At 65.9% G+C, this 20,489-nt stretch carries 20 protein-coding genes; 17 read left to right on the top strand and 3 right to left on the bottom strand.

Annotated elements, in window-relative coordinates; translation table 11 throughout:
• The first annotated feature begins 47 nt into the window (after positions 1-47).
• On the top strand, positions 48-1,049 hold the full coding sequence (locus tag VNN77_07170; GenBank protein ID HXG51166.1) for an ABC transporter substrate-binding protein: 1,002 nt from the start codon (positions 48-50) through the stop codon (positions 1,047-1,049).
• 20 nt (positions 1,050-1,069) lie between these two features.
• Here VNN77_07170 and VNN77_07165 read toward each other — a convergent pair whose 3' ends face one another.
• A complete protein-coding gene (locus tag VNN77_07165) occupies positions 1,070-2,413 on the bottom strand; it encodes an MmgE/PrpD family protein (GenBank protein ID HXG51165.1) in 1,344 nt (447 codons plus the stop codon).
• A 166-nt stretch (positions 2,414-2,579) separates the two neighbouring features.
• On the opposite strand from VNN77_07165, the gene VNN77_07160 reads away from it, so the two are divergent.
• Positions 2,580-3,308, top strand: a complete 729-nt coding sequence (locus VNN77_07160; protein HXG51164.1) for a hypothetical protein — start codon at positions 2,580-2,582, stop codon at positions 3,306-3,308.
• A gap of 2 nt (positions 3,309-3,310) precedes the next feature.
• On the opposite strand, the gene VNN77_07155 is transcribed toward VNN77_07160, so the two are convergent.
• On the bottom strand, positions 3,311-4,075 hold the full coding sequence (locus tag VNN77_07155; GenBank protein ID HXG51163.1) for a rhomboid family intramembrane serine protease: 765 nt from the start codon (positions 4,073-4,075) through the stop codon (positions 3,311-3,313).
• Positions 4,076-4,347: 272 nt separating this feature from the next.
• Here VNN77_07155 and VNN77_07150 point away from each other — a divergent pair, with 272 nt between their 5' ends.
• Positions 4,348-5,481, top strand: coding sequence for an ethanolamine ammonia lyase-activating protein (locus tag VNN77_07150; protein ID HXG51162.1), 1,134 nt, complete (start codon positions 4,348-4,350; stop codon positions 5,479-5,481).
• A gap of 45 nt (positions 5,482-5,526) precedes the next feature.
• On the opposite strand, the gene VNN77_07145 is transcribed toward VNN77_07150, so the two are convergent.
• Positions 5,527-6,429, bottom strand: a complete 903-nt coding sequence (locus VNN77_07145; protein ID HXG51161.1) for an extradiol ring-cleavage dioxygenase — start codon at positions 6,427-6,429, stop codon at positions 5,527-5,529.
• A 169-nt stretch (positions 6,430-6,598) separates the two neighbouring features.
• Between VNN77_07145 and VNN77_07140 the strand changes: the two genes are divergently transcribed.
• From VNN77_07140 to VNN77_07075, 14 genes are all read left to right on the top strand, one after another.
• Positions 6,599-7,897: a Rieske 2Fe-2S domain-containing protein gene (locus VNN77_07140; GenBank protein ID HXG51160.1), complete on the top strand. Its 1,299-nt coding sequence runs from the start codon at positions 6,599-6,601 to the stop codon at positions 7,895-7,897.
• Positions 7,898-7,900: 3 nt separating this feature from the next.
• The gene (locus tag VNN77_07135) at positions 7,901-8,881 is read left to right on the top strand and encodes an ABC transporter substrate-binding protein (GenBank protein HXG51159.1); all 981 of its coding nucleotides are present in this window, start codon (positions 7,901-7,903) and stop codon (positions 8,879-8,881) included.
• Between the two features lie 31 nt (positions 8,882-8,912).
• Positions 8,913-9,737: a VOC family protein gene (locus VNN77_07130; GenBank protein ID HXG51158.1), complete on the top strand. Its 825-nt coding sequence runs from the start codon at positions 8,913-8,915 to the stop codon at positions 9,735-9,737.
• 215 nt (positions 9,738-9,952) lie between these two features.
• The gene (locus VNN77_07125; protein ID HXG51157.1) at positions 9,953-10,144 is read left to right on the top strand and encodes a hypothetical protein; all 192 of its coding nucleotides are present in this window, start codon (positions 9,953-9,955) and stop codon (positions 10,142-10,144) included.
• Between the two features lie 435 nt (positions 10,145-10,579).
• Positions 10,580-12,829, top strand: a complete 2,250-nt coding sequence (locus VNN77_07120) for a xanthine dehydrogenase family protein molybdopterin-binding subunit (GenBank protein ID HXG51156.1) — start codon at positions 10,580-10,582, stop codon at positions 12,827-12,829.
• Between the two features lie 13 nt (positions 12,830-12,842).
• Complete coding sequence (locus VNN77_07115) at positions 12,843-13,814, top strand: ABC transporter substrate-binding protein (protein ID HXG51155.1); 972 nt, start codon at positions 12,843-12,845, stop codon at positions 13,812-13,814.
• Between the two features lie 81 nt (positions 13,815-13,895).
• The gene (locus tag VNN77_07110; protein HXG51154.1) at positions 13,896-14,234 is read left to right on the top strand and encodes a VOC family protein; all 339 of its coding nucleotides are present in this window, start codon (positions 13,896-13,898) and stop codon (positions 14,232-14,234) included.
• 62 nt (positions 14,235-14,296) lie between these two features.
• Positions 14,297-15,004: an iron-containing redox enzyme family protein gene (locus tag VNN77_07105; protein ID HXG51153.1), complete on the top strand. Its 708-nt coding sequence runs from the start codon at positions 14,297-14,299 to the stop codon at positions 15,002-15,004.
• Positions 15,005-15,056: 52 nt separating this feature from the next.
• A complete protein-coding gene (locus VNN77_07100) occupies positions 15,057-16,055 on the top strand; it encodes an ABC transporter substrate-binding protein (GenBank protein ID HXG51152.1) in 999 nt (332 codons plus the stop codon).
• On the top strand, positions 16,052-16,765 hold the full coding sequence (locus VNN77_07095; GenBank protein ID HXG51151.1) for an iron-containing redox enzyme family protein: 714 nt from the start codon (positions 16,052-16,054) through the stop codon (positions 16,763-16,765). The genes VNN77_07100 and VNN77_07095 overlap by 4 nt, the downstream gene beginning before the upstream one ends.
• Positions 16,766-16,820: 55 nt before the next feature.
• On the top strand, positions 16,821-17,507 hold the full coding sequence (locus tag VNN77_07090) for a hypothetical protein (protein HXG51150.1): 687 nt from the start codon (positions 16,821-16,823) through the stop codon (positions 17,505-17,507).
• A gap of 45 nt (positions 17,508-17,552) precedes the next feature.
• Positions 17,553-19,127 carry a gamma-glutamyltransferase gene (gene ggt, locus VNN77_07085; GenBank protein ID HXG51149.1) on the top strand — a complete coding sequence of 525 codons (1,575 nt, stop codon included), beginning with the start codon at positions 17,553-17,555 and terminating at the stop codon, positions 19,125-19,127.
• Positions 19,128-19,185: 58 nt separating this feature from the next.
• On the top strand, positions 19,186-19,794 hold the full coding sequence (locus tag VNN77_07080; protein ID HXG51148.1) for a bifunctional metallophosphatase/5'-nucleotidase: 609 nt from the start codon (positions 19,186-19,188) through the stop codon (positions 19,792-19,794).
• A complete protein-coding gene (locus VNN77_07075) occupies positions 19,791-20,483 on the top strand; it encodes an HAD-IA family hydrolase (GenBank protein ID HXG51147.1) in 693 nt (230 codons plus the stop codon). The genes VNN77_07080 and VNN77_07075 overlap by 4 nt, the downstream gene beginning before the upstream one ends.
• Positions 20,484-20,489 lie beyond the last annotated feature (6 nt).

The raw sequence follows: 20,489 nt of genomic DNA, 5'->3' as shown, positions 1-20,489 counted from the left end.
CGGAAGGCCGAGACTGCGTTCGTGCCCGGGCGCGAAGGAGGACCGTGATGACCGCGTTCTGGTCGACGATCGGTTGGGCGTTGGCCTGGATGGCCTCTCTGGCCGCGATCGCCGCGGCGCAGGAAAAGGCGGCCGAACGGCTGCGCGTCGGCGGCGGCTCGGCGTCGGCCACGCAAATGTCGCTCTGGCTCGCCAAGGAAGGCGGCTACTACGAAAAGAACGGCCTCAACGTGGAGGTGATCAGCATTCCCGGAAGCTCGCTCGCGCTCCAGGCGATGCTGTCGGGAGAGGTGCCCGTGATCCAGGCGGGGGGCGCCGGCCCGATCCAGGCGGCTCTGTCCGGAACCGACACGGTGATCGTCGCTACGATCGCGAAAAAATTCACCTGGTGGATCTTCAGCCAGCCGAACATCCAGCGGATGGAGGATCTCAGGGGGAGGGTCTTCGGCACGACGCGCTTCGGCACGCAGTCGGACCTCGCCTCGCGCATCGCCCTGCGCCTCCACGGCATCGATCCCGAGCGCGACATCGTCATGGTGCAGACAGGGGGGCCGGCGGAAACCGTCGGCGCCATGCTGAGCGGCAAGGTGCACGCCGCGGCGATCAGCCCGCCGGCGACGCTGCAGGCGAAGAGGGTGAGGTTGAAGGAGCTGCTCGATCTCTCCAAGCTCGACGTCGAGTACCACGTCAACGGCGTCGTGACCACGCGCCGTTTCCTGAGAACCCACGAGGACGTCGTGAGGCGCTTTCTCCGGGCGTACATCGAAGGCGCGGCTCGCGGTCGGCGGGACAAGGCCTTCGCCCTCAAGACGATGGCCAAGTACTTCCGCACGAGCGACCGCGAGGTCCTGGAAGAGACCTACGAGCTGATCCTTCGCAACGGCTTCAGCATCCCGCCGTATCCGGCGGGGATCGCGAACCTGCTCCAGGAGCTGGAAAAGCAGTTCCCGAAGGCGAAAGGCGCGAAACCCGAGGAGTTCTACGACAGCCGTCTGGTAAAAGAGCTGGAGCAGAGCGGCTTCATCAAGGCCGTCCTCGCAACGCGGTGAGCCGCAAGCCCGGGCGGCCGTCACGCGGCCCGGACGAGCGAGACGAAATCGAGGACGGAGCCCGCCTCGTCGAGGCGTTGCGCGCGCTCGACGATTTCCCGCGCCCGTTCGGCCCCGTAGACAGGGCCCATGAGATCGAGCGCCTTTTCCTCCACCTCCTCGTTGCTCATGGGATTTTGCGGCGTGCCGCGAACGCTGACCACGTGCTCGCGCAGCAGCCGGCCGTCGCGCGTCGCGATTTCGACGATCGCCTGGCGCGGGATCGGCGAGCGCATCAGCTCTTCGTCCGGAACGAGGCGCACCCGCGCCTTCAACGCGAGGACTTCGGGATCGCGCATGCGCTCGGCGCTGTGCGCCGACTCGAAGGTGAGCCGCCGGTCGAGCAGGAGCACGGCGAGGATGTACTGGACATTGACGTCCGGCATCTCGCGGTCGTTCACGACGCCGGCGCGGTCGGCGGGAAGCCGGACCGTGACCTGCTCGATCGCCGCGGGCGAGATCGGATCGCGCTTCAGGATCAGCAGCGCGGCGTCCGCGGCGGCCTGGATGGGCGCGCCGACGGGAAAGCGTTTGATCGAGGTCGCCAGGATCTCGTAACGCGATCCGAGCCCCTCGATCAGCTCCTGCGGCCGGGGCGCCGGCGAGTAGGCGGCGAGGAAATTGTTTTCGCCCTCGAAAACGTCGTCGACGGCGGTGAAGCCGGATTGAACGAAGAGCGCGGCCGTCACCCCGTTGCGCGCGGGCATGCCGCCGAAATCGAAGGCTTTTTCCACATGGCCGGAATCGCGTACCCACGACAGCACGCCCGAGGCCTGCTGCGCGGCGTAGGAGAGCGCCCAGCGGATTCGGCGGGCGTCGAAGCCGCACAGGCAGCAGGCGGCTGCCGCGGCGCCGAAGGTGCCGCCGATGCTGTAGGTGCTGTGAAGCCCCCAGTGTTCCTTGCCGAGCGCCCGCGTGAGGCGGCAGGCGACGTCGTAGCCGGCGACCACGGCCCGCAGGAGGTCCAGGCCCGTCCGGCCCTCTTTCTCGGCCAGCGCCAAGGCGGCCGGCACGATGGCGCAGCCGGGGTGAGTCTTCGACTCCCAGTGGGTGTCGTCGGTTTCGTCGGCGTGGGCCAGCATGCCGTTGGCGAGCGCGGCCAGCTCCGCGGGGACCTTGAGGCCACCCGCCGCCACGCTGCACTCCGGGTTGCCGCCGCGGCCGCGCGCGTAGCGGATCGCAAGGCGCCCCGGCTCGAGACGGGAGCCCGACGCCATCGCCGCGAGCGCGTCGAGAACGTGCTGTTTCGCCTTGAGCAGCACCCCGGGCGGAAGCTCGCTTTGCGGGCATGCCGCAATGTATTCACTCAGTTGCTCTGCGATCATTCCGGGCTCCTGCCGACGGGAGCAAAAAGTCCGCCGGACGCGCTCATCAGATCAAACGGCGCTCCGCAAGTCCAGCCGCCCGCTTGACTCGCAGAGCGACGATGGAATAGGTAGGGTTGGGCGCCGGGACTCGCGGGAAATTTCCGGCTGAAAGGAGCCAGCGGACATGGCGTCGGCCAATTGGCGGGGAACCGTCGGGGTCGTCAAGCCGACCTACGACTCGGGATCGCTCGTCGAGTTCATCCGGATGCTCCCGGAAGGCGTCGGCGTCATCCCGGTGTATGCGGGAATCAAGGAACACACCGAACGAGGCTACCTGGCGGTGATGGAGACCTACCAGCGGTGCGTGGAAACGCTGGCGTCAGTCGGCGTGCAGCTCATCCATCCGGAAGGCGGTCCGCCGTTCATGGTGCGGGGGCACGCCGAGGAGCGGAAGATCGTCGGAGAATGGGAGGAGAAGTACCGGTTGCCGGTGTTCACCTCCGGGATGACCCAGACGGCGGCGCTGCGGGCGCTCGGCGTCGAGCGGTTCGTCGGTTGCACCTATTACCGGGACAACCGGCTCAACGACATCTTCGCCCGCTATTTCACCGACGCCGGGTTCGAGGTGCTCGGAATGGAGGGCATGGACACCTCCCCGGGAGAGGCGAAAAACCTTTCGACCGAAGAGATCTATCGCCACATCAAGCGGTCGTTTCTCGGGCACCCGAACGCGCAGGCGGTCTACCTCCTGGGTTCGGGCGCCTGGCGCGTCGCCGACGTGATCGCTGCCGAGGAGGATCTCGGGGTGCCGGTTCTGCACCCGGTCGCGGCGCGGGTGTGGTACGTCCAGAAAACGCTCCGCGTCCGCCAGCCGCTTCGCGGCGCCGGCCGTCTCCTTGCGGAGCTTCCGTAGCCTCAATCCCAGGTGCCGATCACCCTGCGCGGCCGCCAGTGGCGCGAGCGGTGCGACGCGATGTATTCCGGGCGAGCGAACAGCTTGACGAGCGCCACCCCCGCCACGAAGCCGCCGACGTGGGCCCAGAAGGCCACGCCTCCGATCTGGTCTCCGAAGGTCGCCAGGCCGCTCAGGAATTGAATGAGGAACCAGTATCCGAGCATCACCCAGGCGGGAAGGGCCACCGACGTCAGGAAGAAGCCGAGCGGCACGAGCGCGTAGACGCGCACGTTGGGATAGAGAACGAGATAGGCTCCCATCACCCCGCTGATCGCCCCGGACGCGCCCACCATCGGGATCACCGACCGGGGATCGGCGAAGACCTGGCCGAGCGCCGCGGCCAGGCCGCAGACGAGATAGAAAACCAGGAAGCGCAGCCTGCCCATGGAGTCTTCGACGTTGTTGCCGAAGAGCCAGAGGAACCACATGTTTCCCAGGAGGTGCATCCAGGAGCCGTGGAGGAACATCGAGGTGAAGAGATGCTGGGGCTGGCGTCCGGGGTCGGTGCCGCAAACCAGCCCGTCGCCCATGGGGAAGGTGGTCCCGACGGGAAGGGAAGCGGTCAGCTCGCCGGGGATCAACCCGAGCTCGCAAACCGACCAGGCGAGCGGAAGCGTGGCGCCGGCACCCTGCAACACGATCCAGCTGACGACGTTCAGGGCGATCAGCGTCCCGGTGACGATCGGCGTGCGCTGCGTCTCGTTCTCGTCTCGATAAGGAAACATCGGTGCGCGCTCCTTCCGGTTGTTGCTTCGAGCCTTCCCCGGACCGAAGCGCCTCCGGGGAAAGGTCGCTTTCGATCCGTTTCGCCGACGCGGCGCCGGCCGCTCCCGAGCATCATGACTCTACGAATACCATATCCCGCGCGGCGCGGCGACGATCCCGTACAGCCCGCCGCACGGGCGAATCGCGTAAAATTTCCACCCCGGAGAGTTCCGTTGACATTGCGGATGCCGTACGGAATGATCCGGCCGAGTAGAGACGAAGGAGGAAAACAATGGCGGAGGTTGCACAGCCGGCGGAGTTGAAGCCGGAGCGCATCGACACCTATCGGCAGTGGCAGGAGGCGCAGAAGATCCCGGTCGTCCGGGGGTTTTTCGTCGAGGACATCAACGCGGTCGAGCTGGCGCCCTGGGATCTGAAGGGCGCTTCGGCCGCCTTCGTGGTGCTCGACGGCACCGGGGGAGTGAACGACGCCTACATTTGCGAGATCCCGCCCGGCGGCAAGCTCAAGCCGCAAAAGCACCTCTACGAGGAGATGGTATACGTGACCCGGGGCTGCGGGGCGACGACGGTCTGGCAGAAGAGCGGGAAGAAGCACACGTTCGAGTGGGGACCGGGGAGTCTTTTCGCGATTCCGCTGAACGCGTCCTACCAGCACTTCAACGCCAGCGGGAGCGAGCCGGCGCGTTACTTCGCGGTCACCAATTGCTGCTTCATGATGAACCTGTTTCACAACGTCGACTTCATCTTCGAGAACGACTACGCGTTTCTCGACCGCTTCGATCCCTCGACGGAGAACTATTTCAGCGGCAAGGGCGAAGTCATCGGACGGTTCTTCATGACCACCAACTTCGTTGCCGACGCCCGCACGCTGGCTCTCGCCGATTACAGCGAGCGGGGCAGGGGCAGCACCAACATGAAGTTCAACCTCGCCCGCCAGACCATGGGCGCCCATATCTCGGAGTTTCCCGTCGGGACCTACAAGAAGGCGCACCGCCACGGCCCCGGCGCCCACGTCGTCATTCTCAGCGGGCAGGGCTATTCGATCCTGTGGCCGGAGGGAAAAGACAGGCACCGGGTCGAGTGGAAGCCCGGGAGCGTCGTGGTGCCGCCGGACCAATGGTTTCACCAGCATTTCAACTCGGGGGCGAGCCCGGCGCGCTACCTGGCCCTGCGCTGGAACAACTGGCGCTATCGCTTCATGCGCATGCAGGACGGCGAAGGCGGCACGTACACGAGCGTAAAGCAGGGCGGGGGCCAGATCGAGTTCGAGGACGAGGATCCGGCCATCCACCGGGATTTCGAGGCCGCGGTGCGCAAAGCCGGCGCGGTTTGCCGTATGGGAGACTATCACCCCGGTTGCACGGAAAAGCCGACGGCCGGCTCGCCGCCGGGCGGGAAAGCCTGAGAGCCGATCCGGACGCGTTCGCGGCGATCGCGCAAAGACAATCCGTCAGCGCGACTTCCAGACGGCGAAGCCCATGGCGCAACCGACTCCGGTCCGGGTGCGGTAGAGCGGAAGGTAGTCCACCACGGTACCGCCCTGCCCGGCGGCCCCGGCGGTAACGATCCAGTTGCGGATCTCGGAGGTGCCGTCGACCAGGGCCGAGTCCGGAATGGCGGCCATGTGATCGAGGTCATGCCGCTCCACCGCGCGCAGGAAACGGCGGTCGAGATCCTCGTCGATCAGGGTGTGGCTCAAGCCGCCCGATCCCACGACGACCACGCGCTCTTTTCCCGGGAGCCGCCGGAGCAGCGAGCCCAACGTCCGGCCGAACTGCAGGCAACGCCTGGCCGACGGCGCCGGCGGGTAATAGGTGTTGACCATGACAGGAACGATCGCGCAATCCGCTTTCGGGAGCAGAAACCTGAGCACGCGCCCGAAGGCGTGGCCGAGGCCGCCGGCGTAACGGGTTTGACGCGAGTAGGCGGGGTCGAAGCCGGCGTCCATCAGCCCGTCGAGAAGAGCCCGCGCCACCCCGGCGTCGACGCGGTATCTGACTCGATTTTCGGACAAGGGTTGATTCAGATAGCGCAGGCTCGTGCTGGCTTCGACCTCGCCGCCGAGGTAGATCGAGAAAGGCGGCATGTTGTCGTCGGTCAGGTTTTCGTGCTGGTCGTCGCCCACCACCACCAGCACGTCGGGTCGCAGGGCCTCCAGCTCGCTCCGGAGCCTTGCGATCGCCTCCATACATCCCTGCCATTTGCTCCATTTGACCGCATCGGTTTCGGCGGCTGGTCCCGGCTTCTCCGGCAGCCCTTCCGATTCCCGCAGGCGAAGGAGCCCCCAGTGATCGGGAGAGAGCATCAATTGCGGGCCATGAGACATGGCCATGCAGCCGACCAGGTTTGCCATGATCCCCGGGCGCTTTTTGGCGCCGCTCGAATCTACTACGGAAGCCGGGTCGGCAACAACCGCGCGGCGATCGCCGGTCTTGCCGAGCCGTGGCTTTAAATAGTAATAAGGGGCCGGCTCCAGGGGCCCGTCGAAGAGGCGGTTTCGCGCGAGCTCCCGGCGCGCCGGTATGATCAGTCGGGAAGAAAACGAGCTGTTGACCAGGACGGAGCGGGGCACTCCCTGCGGGGAATTGCTCCGGCGCTACTGGCAGCCAGCCGCGCTCGCCGAGGAGCTGCCTCCGGGGGGCGCTCCCTTGAGGGTCACGATCCTCGGCGAGGAGCTTGTCCTCTTCCGGGACGATCGCGGCCGGCCCGGCCTGCTGGGCCTGCATTGCGCTCACCGGGGAACCGACCTGAGCTACGGACGGGTCGAGCGAGGCGGGTTGCGCTGCCTCTATCACGGCTGGCTCTACGACATTCACGGCGCGGTTCTCGAACAGCCGGGCGAGCCGGGCGGCGGAGCCGACCGGCACCGGCTCCGCCATCTGGCCTATCCGTGCCGCGAGGCCGGCGGGGTGATTTTCGCCTATCTCGGACCGGGCGAGCCGCCGCTGCTCCCGAACTACGAATTCCTCGCGGCGCCCGAAGAGCGGCGGACGGTCACCAAGATTCTCTATCGGTGCAACTTCCTGCAGGCGAACGAAGGCAACATCGATCCGGTTCACCTCTCCTTTCTCCACCGTTACCTGGGTGAGGCGGAGATCGAGCGCCCGAGGGTGGTTGCGGGGAGCGGCGCCACCGACAACACCCTGTTGAGCGCGGACCCGGCGCCGATCATCGAGGTCGAGCCGACCCGATTCGGCCTGCGCATCCATACGGTCCGAGAGGCCCAGGGCGGGCGCTATCTCAGGATCACCAACTTCGTCTTTCCCAATCTGGCGGCGTTCGGAGGCTCGACGGTGGGGGAAGGCTACGCGGTTCACTGGCACGTGCCGATCGACGACGTCAGCCACTGGAAATATGTTTTCGCCTTCAGCCGCGAGCGGCCGCTCGATCCCGCGCTGCACGGCAAGAGCCGCTTCGAGCTCACCGCGGACTACCGTCTCGAGCGCCACGAGCTCAATCGCTACGGCCAGGATCGGGAGTCGATGAAAAACAGGAGCTTCACCGGCATGGGATTCAACTTCCAGGCGCACGACGCGTTCGCAACCGAGAGCCAGGGCGCGATCCAGGATCGAACCGTGGAGCACCTCGTTTCGTCGGACAAGGCGATCGTCGCCGCGCGCAAGCTGTTGCTGAGCGGGATTCGCGCCGTCGCGGAAGGACGCGACCCGCTGCACGTGGTCCGCAGCCCGGAGACGAACCGCTTCCCAGATCTGGTGGTCATCTCCGAACTCCTGCCGCCGCAAACCGACTGGAAACAGTACGCGCGAACGCTGATCGGCGCCGCCCGCGAGACTTCCGGTCAGCCGCTTTCCGGAGGGTAGACAATGGTCCAGAGAACCCTGTCGCTGCTTTTCCTTCTCACGCTCGGCGTCGTTTCGGCGCCGGCCCAGGAGCCGTACATGATCGCCTACGGCGGATTCGCCGGCTTTCAAGCCCCCGTCTGGGCCGCGAAGGACCTCGGCCTGATAGCCAAGTACGGCCTCGGCGCAGAGGTGGTGATGGTGCCGGGATCGACGCGGGAGATCCAGGCCTTGATCGGCAACAGCGTGCATTTCGCCCAGGTCGACGCGGTCACCACGATCAACGCGATCCACAAAGGGGCCGACCTCGTGATGATCTCGGGGTCCCTGAACACCTTTCCGTTCAGCTTCGTCGCGCAGAAGGAGATCCGAAGGCCCGAGGACCTCGCCGGCAAGAAGATCGGCGTGGTGGGGTTCGGCGGCGCCAACGAGCTGGCGATCGTTCTCGCGCTCAAGGAGTGGAACGTTCCGCGCTCCGCGGTCACCATCGTGCAGAGCGGCGGCGCCGCGCAGCGGTTGATCGCGCTTTCCGCCGGCGCGCTCGACGCCACCGTGCTCGCGTATCCCGAGCTGGGCGAGGCGGTGCGGATGGGAATGAACGTGCTGGCTCACATGCGCGACATGAGAACTGCGGCATTTCCCATGAACGCGATCGTCGTCCGCCGCTCGTTCCTCGAGAAGAACCGGGATGCGGTCAAGCGCTTCCAGCAGGCCTACGCGGAAGCCACCTATCAGCTCCTGAATCACCGCGAAAAGGCGATGGCGGTCCTTTCCAAGCGGCTCCAGCAGAAAAACCCGAAGGCTCTGGAAGAGACCTACCAGTACGTCGGATCGAGCTTCGCTTTTCCCACGCGCGTTTCGCGCGACGGGTTGCGCAACACGTTGGAGCTGCTGGCGCAGCGAGCCGGGACCAAGCCGGAGACGAACCTCAACCGCTACCTCGACGAGAGCACGCTCGACGAGCTGGAGCGGGAAGGATTTTTCAGGCGTGTCAGGGGCAAGTGAGCCCGCGCGGCACAGGCGGCGGGGAGGCCATATGCTCACGCGGATCCAGCACGTGGCGATCGTCAGTGAAAACTTCGCGCGCGAGGCGAGATTCTACGAAGCGGTGCTGGGGATGAGGCGCTCCAGGCCGGGGTCGGCGGAGGAGGAGCGGGCGATCAAGAGCAACTACGCGCTGAGCGTGAGCGACGGCTACGTGGGGATGACCATCATCGGTCGCAAGCCCGGGTACGCCCCCGGGCTGCACCACTTCGGGGTCGACGTGGACGATATCGAGGAAGCGTGCGCGCGGATCCGCGAGCATTACCCGCAGGTCGCGATCTTGAAGCGGCCCTCCAACCGGCCGTTTGCAACCCTGGGCGCTCACGACCCCGAAGGCAACTATTTCGACCTGACGCAGGAGGGGATGGCCAATCGCCGCGACGTCTATGCCGAGGCGGGGCGGGAGCAGCCGCGGCGGGTGAGCCATTTCAAGCTGCGGGTCATGAACCCCGCGGGGATCGCGGCGTTTTACCGGGACCTGTTCGACCTCCGCGAGGAGGAAAAGGCGCTCGAGGACCCCAATCACTATCTCTCCGACGGCCGCGTGACCCTGGTGATCGCGCCGTGGAAGATGACCGACTACGAGGGTGCCGGGATCGACCGGCCCGGGCTGGAGCACCTGGGGTTCAAGGTCGAGGACGTGGAGAGCGTAAAGCGCGAGCTGGGGGAATTGCGCGACCGTCTTCCCGAGATGCGCGAGCCGCCGGTCGCGGTACCCGAAGAGGGGGAGCGGCGCCTGGCTCTCATCGCGACGTGCCGTCACGCACGTTATTCGTTCTCGGATCCCGATGGCGTCTTTATTGACATCTCTGACTAAAATGGCACGATCGCGACACGATTTTCCGGCGCGGTTGGGGGTCGCAAGGCGCGGCGCCGCGGCCCGTGCTGCGTTGCCCGAAACCGGCGCGGTGCAATTTACCGTCATCCCGGACGATTTTTGTCGATCGTGGAGCCCGGCTTAGAAGCTGAAACGGCAGAAAAGACAGGCGGTTGAATCTGGCATACCACTTGCTCGGAAAATTCGCCGGCCCCATGAAACGCTTGGACATCAATCCGTACGAAGGCCAAAACTGGGCCTGGCCTCAGAAGACCTGGTTTCAGGAGCGCTTGAACGCCGTCAAGGCTCGGGAAAACGAAGCCAGGCGGAAGGGCGGGAACTCACCCAAGCAGGCCGGTCCGGTCGAAGCCGAAAAGGGCGGGGATCAGGAGACCGAGAAAGCTTGATCGTCGCCGCCGCCCCGAGGGCACGGGCAGCACGGTTTAGCTCTTGGCCTGATCCTCGCTTTCAGAGGATTCCTTCTCCGCCGGTCAATTCACCGCCGATCCCTGCACTCTAAAGACCTGAAAAACTCTTGCCTTTAAGAAGCGGCCCTCATTTCCGTTGGAGGCCATCCGCTTCGGCGCGGTAGCGGTACGGAAACGGTTGGTTCTTCGGGAGGGCTGGGCGACCGCCGCACGTGATCCGGGTCCGTCACTGGGACAGGGTCCGAGTCCCCGCCGTAGTCTTGTGCCGCCGGGCCCGGGGCCGGCCGCAAAATCGAGATTGGCCGCTGGCCGGACTCGCGAGCGGAAGGATACCGGGACGCGCGAGGCCGCGAGCCGCTGAAAAACGGTTGCACGCGAGGGCAAGTGGCGATATGAGGGGCGGTACGGGCCGCTATGAGCGCGGAAGCCCATCAACTCTCGATCGTCGGCACTTCGATCCCTCGCGTGGACGGCATCGCCAAGGTGACCGGCCGCGCGAAGTACGCCGGTGATCTTGCGCTTCCAGGCCTGGTCCACGGAAAATTCCTCCGCAGCCCCTATGCGCACGCGCGCATTCTCCTTATCGATACTCGCCAAGCCGAGGCGATGCCCGGCGTGGCGGCTGTGGTGACGGCCGCGGATTTCGCGGACGTCGGCGCGTACGTCGGCAAAGGGAAAAACAAGGACCAGCCGCTGATCGCGTGCGATCGGGCGCTCTTTGCGGGGCAGCCGGTCGCGGCCGTGGCCGCCGTCGACACGGCAACGGCGGAAGAGGCGGTGGCGCGGATCCGCGTCGAATACGAGGAGCTGCCGGGCGTCATCGACGTCGACGAAGCGCTCGCGGAAGGCGCGCCTCTGGTTCACGGTTTCGCCGAGCGAAACATCTGCCACCAGACCTCGCTCGTCAAGGGCGACGTGGAGAAGGGTTTCGCCGAATCGGACGCGATCTTCGAGGACAGCTTCGAATTTCCCATGGTCTATCACTACTCCATGGAGCCGCACACCGTGATCGCGCGGGTCGACGACGAAGGCATTCATCTGTGGACCTCGACCGGCCATCCTTTCGGCGTTCGTCAGGAGATCGCGCAGATTTTTCGCCATCCCCTTTCCAGGGTTCACGTCCACGTCGATTTCGTCGGCGGCGCTTACGGGAGCAAATCGGGGGTGAAGATCGAGCCGCTGGTGGTCGCGCTGGCGCGCAAGGCAGGCTGTCCGGTCAGGGTCGTTCAGGGCGTTTCCGAGGCGATGGCGACCTGCCGCCGCCACGCCGTCAAATGCCGGCTCAAGACCGGGGTGAAGAGAGACGGGACGCTCCTTGCGAAGGAGGCGGAAATCTACCTCAACACCGGCGCGTATGCCGAGACCGGGCCGATCGTTACGGGCCGGACCCTCACGCGCATTCTGGGCCCTTATCGCTATCCCCATTTCAAGATCAGGTCGTACTGCGTTTACACGAACACGGTCTCCGCGGCCTCGTTTCGCTCGATCGGCGGCCCCCAGACCGCCTGGGCGACCGAGTCCCAGCTCGACATCATCGCGCAAAAGCTGGCTCTGGACCCGCTCGAGATTCGCTTGAAAAATCTGGTCCGGCGCGGCGAGGAAATCCGCCCCGGGTACCGGCCGCTCGACGCCGATCTGTTCAAGGCGATCGGACTCGTCGCCGGGAGGATAGGATGGAATGGTCCGGCGACGCGCGACGGAAGGGGGCGGGGATTCGGCCTCGGCACCACGGATCCCGGCGCCCCGCTGGCCTCCACGGCGACGGTTCACGTGCTCTCCGACGGAAGCGTGGTGCTGTTGTGCGGCACGGTCGAGCTCGGCCAGGGAGCCAGGACGGTGATGAGCCAGATCGTCGCCGAGGAGCTTTCCGTCCCGCCGGAGCGCGTTACGGTCCGTCCGATCGACACTGCCTTCACGCCGTTCGACCGTTCCACCGGCTCGAGCCGGTCGACCACCGTGATGGGGAAAGCGGTGCAGCTGGCGGCGGTCGACGCGCGGCGACAGATCCTCGAGCTCGCCGCCGAATATTTCGAAGCGCCGCAAGACACGGTCGCGGTGAAGGACGGCGAGGCAAAGGCCGGAGGGCGGAAAGTTTCCTACGGCGAGCTGATTCACCGTCACTTCGCCATGCAGGGCGGGGAGCTGGTGGGAAGAGGCTACGCCCACAGCGGCATGGCGTCCGAGCCGGCCAATCCGCTTTTCTGGGAAGTCGGGGTCGGGGCGGCCGAGGTCGAGGTCGATCGGGAAACCGGCGAGGTCCGGGTGAGAAAGTACGTCACCGCGGCGGACGCCGGCAAGGCGATTCACCCTCTGCAGTGCGAGGGGCAGGACGAGGGCGCCGCCATGATGGGCTTCGGCCACACGTTCTACGAGTCGTATCGGTTCGAGTCCGGGCAGGTGATCAATTCCAGCATGGTCGACTACCGGGTGCCGCGGTTCGATGACGTTCCGGAGGAGTTTCACTCGATCTTGATCGAGGACGGAAACGGGCCTGGCCCGTACGGCGCAAAAGGTTTGGGCGAAGGGGGCATCATTCCGGTGGCGCCCGCGGTGGCGAACGCCGTCGCCTGGAGCACTGGAGCGAGAATCAAGGAGCTGCCGCTGACGCCGGAAAAAGTCTGGCGGGCACTCAACGGCCGGTCGGCGGCACCCGGCGGCCGGTAGGAGGCTAAGTCATATGCGCGGATTTCCCGGACAGGTGGCCGCGTGGCTCTTTCTGGCGGCGTTATTGCGGGGCGAGCCGGCCGCCGGCGCGCCGACAAGAATGACGATCGCGTACTCGTCGATCGGTCCGATGGCGACCGGCGTGTGGATGGCCAAGGAAAGCGGCGCTTTCGAGAAGTACGGCATCCAGGCCGATATCATTTTCATCTCCTCGGGACCGGTGGTGGTCCAGGCGCTCATCGGGGGCGACCTTCACGCCGGGAGCGGGGCCAGCAACGCGGTCATCAACGCGATCTTGAACGGCGCGCCGATCATAGGCGTGGCGGCCACCGCCAACCGGCCGTATCATCGGCTTTACGTTCAGCCGGACGTCCAGCGCCTCGAGGACCTGCGGGGGAAGACGCTCGGTGTCACCCGCTTCGGGTCGATTACCGACAACCTCACGCGCATCCTGCTGCGCCGGGCCGGCCTCGAGAACACCGTGCAGGTGCGCCAGCTGGGCGGGACGGTGGAGGTCGCGGCCGCCTTTCAGAACCGGATGATCGCGGGCGCGGTCACTTCGGAGCTGCGGGTAAGCCCGCCGGCGCAGCCCAGGATCCTCGTGCGCCTGATCGACCTCGGCATTCCCTATTCGATGAACATGATCGCGGTGTCGCGCGACTACCTGCGGCGCAACCCCGAGGCCGTGGAGGGGGTGATCAAGGCCTATACGGAGGGCATCGCGTTCATGCACAGGGAAAAGGAACGCTCGCTGAAGATCATCGCCCGGTACGCGCGGCTGCGTGATCCGAAGTTCATCGAGGACCATTACAACGACTCGGTCGCCTATCTGGACCGCATTCCGCGGGCGGAGCCCGAAGCGGTGCAGACGATCCTCGAGTTCATGGGCAGGAAGGGGATGCCGCTGGAGACTTTCGTGGACAGCACCATTCTCGATCGGCTGACGCGAACGGGATTTTTCGACAAAGTCTACAGGCGGCCGTGACGCCTTTGGCGGCTGAGCTTCGGAACGTGAGCTGACCGCGTCGCCTCTTTTGAGAGGGGCGCAGAGAAGGGAGGAGAATCGATGGAACGACCGAGAATCCGGCACATCGCGATCAACGTCCAGGATCGGGAAAAAGCCGCCGAGTACTACAAGAAGGTGTTCCGTATGGAGGAGAAATATCGCGGCCCGAGCGGAACGATCTACCTCTCGGACGGCCACCTCGATCTGGCGCTGATCAGCACCAGCAAATACCCGTTGGGCATCCACCATTTCGGCTTTCAGGTAGAGAGCGTGAAGGCGATCGAAGAGATCGCAGAAACGCGGGCCCAGCCCAACACGACCGGTGCGGTGGCCGAGAGCTGGATCAAGGACGTGGAGGGCAATCGGGTCGACGTATCGGAGCACGGCTGGCCGATCTGATTCGACGCCCGGGGGAAAACCGGGCGCGGCCGTTTTTCCCGCGGAGGGGACAAGACCGGCTCATGAACGCGAACGAATGGCGCGCTGCCTTCGGCAGGATCGCCCGCGAAACGATGTCGTCGCCGGAGCTGCAGCGCTATTTCTCCATTCCCATCACCCGCCCGCGAGCGCAGCTTTTGCTCAAGCAGCTGTCGCTTTACGTCCGGCATCGCCGGGACTGCTGGGCTTACGTATCGGGAAACTGCCCCGTGCTGGCCGTGAAAAGAAAGATCCTCGCGCACGAGTACGAGGAGACGGTCCGCGATGAGCATTCGGAGCATGGCCACCTGGACTTGCTGATCCGCCAGGGTCGATCCATCGGCCTCGATGCCGAAGAAATTCTCGGAGCCGAGCCGATCGCCTCCACGAAGGCGACCCTGTGTGCGTGGGGCTGGATCTGCAAGAAGAAAAGCTGGCTCGAAGGGCTGGCGGCGATGACGATTACCGAGTGGAACCAGGACGACCGCCTGCTCGCCGATCTAGGAGGCGGGCACGCCGCACGGATGGGGGAGAGGTGGATCGAATCTCTGGGGCTCACCTGGGACGATCTCCCGAACTGGAAGGCGCATCGCGCCGCCGACAAGGAGCACGTGGACATGTTCCTGGCGGTCTGGGAGGAGTTCGGCGCCGGAGAGAACGAGCTGCTCATCCTCCAGGCGGCCCGCGAGTCGGAGGAGCTGTACCGCGTCTACCAGGCGGGGATCGCGGACGCCATGGAGGCGCTACCGTGAGCGCCGAGGCTTCGCTTTGGCGAGCGCGATGCCGCTGGCAACCGAGGGTGCCATGAAAAGATCTCGTCGCCCGGGTCGGAAACCCGGGGCCGGAAAAATCCCGGCGCTGCTCGTAGCTCTCCTGCTTGCTCTTTCCCCGGCCGTTCGAGCCGCCGAAGCGGTCAGGGAAAGAATCGCGTTCGCCTACGCTGCGGTCAGCCCCAGCATGGCGGGTGTCTGGATGGCAAAGGAAATCGGGGCGTTTGGGCGCCACGGCCTAGCGGTCGAGCTGGTCTACATCAGCTCGGGGTCGGTCGCCGTTCAGGCGCTGGTAGGAGGAAGCGTGCAGGCGGCGCTGGGGGCGAGCAACGCGGTGGTTACGGCGGTTCTCAAGGGCGCGCCGATCGTCGCGGTGGGCAGCAATACCAGCCGTCCGGGCATGGCGCTGTGGGTCCACCCAGACATTCAGAAGCCCGAGCAGCTGCAGGGCAAGACGCTCGCGATCACGCGCTACGGCTCGACCAGCGACTTCGTGACGCGGCTGATTCTGCGAAAGCTCGACCTCGAGGGCAAGACGGAGATCCGCCAGTTCGGAGGCGTGATCGAGGCCGATCTCGGTTTTCGTGCCCGGCAGGCGCACGCCCGGGTCTCATCGCAGCCGCCGGGTCCTCAGGCTAAGCTCATGGTCGACGCGGCGGAATTGGGAATCCCATTTTCGATGAACCTGCTCGCGGTAAGCAACGACTACTACCGGAGATCGCCCAGGTCGGTCGAGGGAATCGTCAAGGCCTACATCGAGGGGATCGCGGCGCTGAAGACGCGAAAGCCGGAGGCGCTGAAGCTGCTCGCGAAATACATGGGACAGCGGGGAGGAAGCGCGGAGATGCACTATCAATTCGTCGCGAAGTATCTCGATTCCGTTCCCCGCGTCGATCCCGCGGCGGTCGAGACCGTGCTGGAGATGGTCGGCCACAAGGGGCCGCCGAAAGTTCCTCTCTTCGACAACAGCATCATCGACCGCCTCGCGCGCGAAGGCTTCGTCGACAAACTCTACCGGGGAGGTCCGTCGTGAACGAGATCGAATGGCGGCAGCGCCTCGGCGCGCTGGTTCGGGACTACATCCGCTCGCCCGAGCTGGAGCGGTATTTCGCGGTGAAGATGACCAGGGCAAGGGCGGCGGTCATGGTCAAGCAGCAGAGCCTGTTCGTGCGCCACCGGCGCGAGTGCTGGGCGCACGTCTCGGCGAACTGCCCGGTGATGGCGGTCAAGCAGAAGATTCTGGAGCACGAATACGAGGAGATCATCCGCGACGAGTTCTCCGAGTACGGGCATCTTGATCTCATCGTCCGGCAGGGGCGGTCGGTGGGGCTCGAGCCCGAGGATATTCTCCGGGCCGAGCCGCTTCCGGAAACCCGCGCCGTGCTGTACGCATGGTCGTGGATGACGAGCGAGAAGAGCTGGATCGAAGGGCTCGCCGCGCTCACGGTGACCGAATGGTGCAACGACGACCGCCTGCTCGCCGATCTCGGAGGCGGGCAGTCGACGCGCATGGCCAGGAAATGGATGGAGGAGCTGGGATTCTCGTGGAAAGAGATCCCCAACCTGCAGGCGCACAGCCAGGCGGACGAGAAGCACAGCGACATGTTCCTGCCGTTCCTGAAAGAGTTTGCGACCGGTGAAAAAGAAAAGCTCGCCGTTCAGGCCGCGAAGGATTCGCTCGCGCTCAACGCGATGTTCCGCAAAGGGATCGCGCTGGCGCAGGAGAAGATTCCGCCGGCGTGATTTCAGGCTGGATTCGACAACGCGCTGGCCGAAGCGCCGATAAAGGAGGATGCCTATGAGTCTGTGGTCCGAAACGCGAAAGGAGCTCGACGCCTTCGTCAACCGTCACTTCGACACGCCGGAATACCGGCAATTTTTCGGCGTGAAGCTGACGCCCGAGCGGGAGAAGATCCTGAACCTCCATTATCCCCACTACATCAAGAGCCGGCGGGACTGCTGGGCGGCGGCGAGCGTGAAGGCACCGCTCGACGTCAAGCGGGCGATCTGGGAGCACGAAAAGGACGAGCTGATCTACGATCCGCGGATGGGCTCGGCCCACCTGACCGACGCGCAGATGGCCGAGGCGACCGCCGAAACGAACCTGCTGCCGGGGGCGCGCGCGGCGATGTTCGCGTGGATGTACCTGGCGACCACGCGCCCCTGGCTCGAGGCGCTGATGGTCAATCACGTCACCGAGCGCAAGAACAACCCGGCGATCGTCAAGGGCGGCGGTTTCACCCAGCGCTTCGCGCACAAGAAGGTCGCCGATCTCGGCGGTACGATCGAGACGCTCGACATCAACACGCGGGTTCACATGGTGGCGGACGAAGACCACTCCGACATGTTCGAGCCGATCTTCGAGCGCTACGTCCTCGACCAGGACGCGGCCCGGGCCGTCCTCCGCGCGGCTGCGGACAGCCTTGCGATCGACCGCGCCTACCGGAGCGCGCTCGCCACGGCGATGGCGCAAATCCCCGACTAGCCCGCAGCCGGGCTTCGGGTCTGCCGGCGGCCTTGGAGGGTTTTCGTGGCCGGGCGATTTTCGGTTTTCGCCAGCAACGGCATGGTGGTGTCGAGCCGCGAGCTCGCGACGCTCGCCGGCGTGCAGGTCCTGGCCTGCGGCGGCAACGCGGTCGACGCGGCGGTGGCGACGGCCGCGGTCCTGGGCGTCGTCGAGCCGATGTCGATCGGCGTCGGCGGCGACGCCTTCTGTCTTCTTTACTCCGCGCGAGACGGGACGCTGAAGGGCCTCGACGCGAGCGGCAGGTCGCCCTTCGGCGCCAGCCTCGAATTTTTCCGTAAAAACGGCTTCGCGAAAATGCCCGAGCGCGGCATCCACTCGATTACCGTTCCGGGAGCGGTCCACGGGTGGGAGACGCTCGTCCGGGAGTACGGGACCAAGCCGCTGGGCGAGCTTTTGCAACCCGCTGTTTTTTACGCGGAGAACGGCTTCCCGGTAGCCGAGCCGACCGCGGAGTCCTGGCGCGAGTCCGAGGCGCTCCTGCGGGCGGACGAAGGGGCGGCGCTGAACTACCTCGTCGGCGGCAGGGCTCCGCGCGCCGGTGAGATTTTCAGGAATCCTCGCATGGGGAAGACGCTGCGCTGCATTGCCGACGGCGGGGCGGAGGTTTTCTACCGGGGCGAGATCGCGGAGCGCATCGTGCGCTGCTCGCAAAGGCTCGGCGGGATTTTCACACGCCGTGACTTCACGGAGCACCGCTCCGAATGGGTGGAGCCGCTGTCGGTGCGCTACCGCGGGTACGACGTGGTCCAGCTGCCGCCTGCGACGCAGGGGTTCGTGGCGCTCGAGATGCTGAAGATTCTGGAAGGCTTCGATCTCGCATCGCTGGGATACGGCAGCCCGAGCGCGCTGCACCTGATGATCGAAGCGAAGAAGCTCGCCTTCGCCGACCGCGACCGGCACCTCGCGGACCGCGACTTCATGGAGGTGCCGGTCGGGGACCTGATCGCCGCCGGCCGGGCCCAGGAGCTCCGTGGGCGGATCCGCATGGACGCCGCCGCGCGCCAGTGGAGCGGGGCCTGCAACGGGGCGGACACGGAATACGTCGCGGCCGCCGACGCCCAGGGCAACCTGGTCTCCTTCATCCAGAGCAATTTCATGGGCTTCGGCTCAGGGGTCGTCGAACCCGAAACCGCAATCGTCCTGCAGAACCGGGGCCATCTTTTTTCTCTCGAGGAGCACCACCCGAATCGCATCGGGCCACACAAGCGCTGCGCCCACACGCTCATGCCGGGGCTCGTGCTGAAAGAGGGAAAGCCTTGCCTGGCCCTCGGCCTCAAGGGCGGCCACGTCCAGCCGCAGGTGCAGGTGCAGCTCATCGTCAATCTCATCGATTTCGGAATGGGCCTGCAGGAGGCTGTTTCGGCCGCGAGGTTCAACCATGTCGAGGGAGCCGACGTGGCGCTCGAGCCGGAGATCCCGCCCGCTGCGGCTCGCGAGCTCGCGGAAAAAGGGCACCGCCTGATCCGCGGCTCCTCGGCGAGCTTCGGCGGCGCCCACGCCATCGCGATCGACCCCGATTCCGGAGCGCTGATCGGCGCGGCCGATCCCCGCAAGGGCGGTTGCGCGCTCGGCTTCTGAGGCGAGCCGGCCGGGCGCGAGCGCGGGTTTCGGAAACAGCGCGTTCTGCTGTATAGTAATGACAGTGAAAGAACCGTCGAACACCGTTTACGTGGACATGGACGACGTGCTGTGCGAGACCGCGCGCGGCTGCCTGGCCGTGGTCGAGCGCGAGTTCGGCAAGCGGATTCCCTTCGACCGGGTCACCAGTTTCGATCTCGGCCGATCCTGCGGCCTGGGGCCCGAGGAAGCCGCCGAGCTTTTCCGGATCATGCACCGGAGCGAGGAGCTGCTCAAGCTCGAGCCGATCGGCGACGCCATTGCGGTTCTGCGCCGCTGGGCTGCCGACGGATACCGGATCGCCATCGTCACGGGCCGTCCGCCGAGCACCGAAGAGGCGTCGCTCGAGTGGCTGGAGCGGCACCGCGTGCCCCACGACCGATTCCTGATGGTCGACAAGTACGGTCGCTTTGCGACCGAAAACACCGCCGCGATCAGCCTGCCGGAGCTGGCCGCTCACGAGTTCTGCTGGGCGGTCGAGGACTCCGAGCCGATGGCACGATTCCTGGCCGATACCATGCGGGTTCCGGTCAAGCTTCTCAGTCGCCCGTGGAACCGCGCCGCCGGGTACCATCCCCGCATCACGCGTTTCGATCATTGGCGAGAGCTCGCCGGAGACCAGGATTGAGGTGCCGGGCCGTCGTCTTCGACCTGTTCGGGACGCTCGTCGACGATTTCGGGTCCTCGGCCGGGCCGATGCACATCGAGATCGCCTCGGCGCTGGGCGTGCCGTGCGAGCCTTTTGCCCGGGTATGGAACGAGACCCTTGAGGCCCGTATCCTCGGCCGCTTCCGGACACTGGAAGAAAATTTCGAGCACGTCTGTGCGTCCCTGGAGGCTCGCCCTGGGCGGGCGCAAATCGCCGCCGCAGTCGAGATTCGAATGAGCCGGATCCGGCGGGCGTTGCAGCCGAGGGACGGTGCCGTGGAGACCCTGGGGCGGCTGAAAGCGCAGGGCTATCGAACCGGGCTGGTCAGCAATGCCTCGATCGAGATCCCTCTGCTCTGGCCGGAAACTTCGTTCGCGGGGTTGATCGACGCGCCCGTTTTCTCGAGCCGCGTCGGCATGAAGAAGCCCGACGTTCGCATCTTCGGCCTCGCGTGCGAAGGGCTGGGCGTCAGCCCCGAGCTCTGTCTTTACGTGGCGGACGGCGAGAACTACGAGCTGGCGGCGGCTTCCCGCGCGGGCCTCCAGCCGGTGCTGTTCCGACCGCCGCAGCAAGCGGCCGACAAGAGCTGGCGCCGCGAGTCGCGGGAATGGCGCGGGCCGGTGATCACCGACCTGACCGAGGTCCTGGAGCTGGTTTGCAACCGATAAGCGATC

The organism is Candidatus Zixiibacteriota bacterium (genome assembly GCA_035574315.1).
Lineage (GTDB): Bacteria > Desulfobacterota > Binatia > UBA9968 > UBA9968 > DATLYW01.
The sequence above is the reverse complement of the archived record's forward strand: the minus strand, read 5'-3'. Positions and strand labels throughout refer to the sequence as shown.

What these genes read in the sequence shown, in the direction of transcription:
- VNN77_07080 (HXG51148.1), top strand. Translation starts at nt 19,186, where the DNA reads ATGACAGTGAAAGAACCGTCGAACACCGTTTACGTGGACATGGACGAC.
- VNN77_07135 (HXG51159.1), top strand. Translation starts at nt 7,901, where the DNA reads ATGGTCCAGAGAACCCTGTCGCTGCTTTTCCTTCTCACGCTCGGCGTC.
- VNN77_07165 (HXG51165.1), bottom strand. Translation starts at nt 2,413, where the DNA reads ATGATCGCAGAGCAACTGAGTGAATACATTGCGGCATGCCCGCAAAGC.
- VNN77_07090 (HXG51150.1), top strand. Translation starts at nt 16,821, where the DNA reads ATGAGTCTGTGGTCCGAAACGCGAAAGGAGCTCGACGCCTTCGTCAAC.
- VNN77_07120 (HXG51156.1), top strand. Translation starts at nt 10,580, where the DNA reads ATGAGCGCGGAAGCCCATCAACTCTCGATCGTCGGCACTTCGATCCCT.
- VNN77_07105 (HXG51153.1), top strand. Translation starts at nt 14,297, where the DNA reads ATGAACGCGAACGAATGGCGCGCTGCCTTCGGCAGGATCGCCCGCGAA.
- VNN77_07125 (HXG51157.1), top strand. Translation starts at nt 9,953, where the DNA reads ATGAAACGCTTGGACATCAATCCGTACGAAGGCCAAAACTGGGCCTGG.
- VNN77_07140 (HXG51160.1), top strand. Translation starts at nt 6,599, where the DNA reads ATGATCAGTCGGGAAGAAAACGAGCTGTTGACCAGGACGGAGCGGGGC.
- VNN77_07100 (HXG51152.1), top strand. Translation starts at nt 15,057, where the DNA reads ATGAAAAGATCTCGTCGCCCGGGTCGGAAACCCGGGGCCGGAAAAATC.
- VNN77_07130 (HXG51158.1), top strand. Translation starts at nt 8,913, where the DNA reads ATGCTCACGCGGATCCAGCACGTGGCGATCGTCAGTGAAAACTTCGCG.
- VNN77_07170 (HXG51166.1), top strand. Translation starts at nt 48, where the DNA reads ATGACCGCGTTCTGGTCGACGATCGGTTGGGCGTTGGCCTGGATGGCC.
- VNN77_07115 (HXG51155.1), top strand. Translation starts at nt 12,843, where the DNA reads ATGCGCGGATTTCCCGGACAGGTGGCCGCGTGGCTCTTTCTGGCGGCG.
- VNN77_07150 (HXG51162.1), top strand. Translation starts at nt 4,348, where the DNA reads ATGGCGGAGGTTGCACAGCCGGCGGAGTTGAAGCCGGAGCGCATCGAC.
- VNN77_07145 (HXG51161.1), bottom strand. Translation starts at nt 6,429, where the DNA reads ATGGCAAACCTGGTCGGCTGCATGGCCATGTCTCATGGCCCGCAATTG.
- VNN77_07155 (HXG51163.1), bottom strand. Translation starts at nt 4,075, where the DNA reads ATGTTTCCTTATCGAGACGAGAACGAGACGCAGCGCACGCCGATCGTC.
- VNN77_07110 (HXG51154.1), top strand. Translation starts at nt 13,896, where the DNA reads ATGGAACGACCGAGAATCCGGCACATCGCGATCAACGTCCAGGATCGG.
- VNN77_07160 (HXG51164.1), top strand. Translation starts at nt 2,580, where the DNA reads ATGGCGTCGGCCAATTGGCGGGGAACCGTCGGGGTCGTCAAGCCGACC.